This is a genomic window from Methylobacterium sp. A49B, assembly GCF_053346215.1.
In genome coordinates this window covers 1-329 of the sequence record NZ_JBKFBO010000049.1, presented here as the reverse complement: position 1 = coordinate 329, position 329 = coordinate 1, and the positions used below count along the sequence as shown (strand labels likewise).

Genomic DNA, 329 nt, shown 5'->3' with positions numbered 1-329 from the left:
TAAGATCCTGAACCGGGTCGCGGAGCATTCGGGCCATGCCGTGCGCTCGGTCCACGCGAAGTCGCATGGCATCCTCGAAGGGGCTCTGACCGTCGATGCGGGCCTGCCCCCCGAGCTGGCCCAGGGCCTGTTCGCCACTCCCGGCCAGCATAAGGTCTACATGCGGTTGTCGACCAACGCCGGCGACATCCTTCCCGATGCGGTCTCCCTGCCCCGTGGCCTCGCCCTCAAGGTGCTGGACGTCGAGGGCGAGCGCCTGCCGGATGCGGAGGGGACGACCCAGAACTTCATCATGGTCAACGGCAAAGTGTTCCAGGCACCGAACGCCG

Annotated in this window: 1 pseudogene; it reads left to right on the top strand. The window is 66.9% G+C overall.

The window, feature by feature from the left end:
- A pseudogene (locus ACLBX9_RS03790) lies at positions 1-329 on the top strand (catalase); the annotation flags it as partial.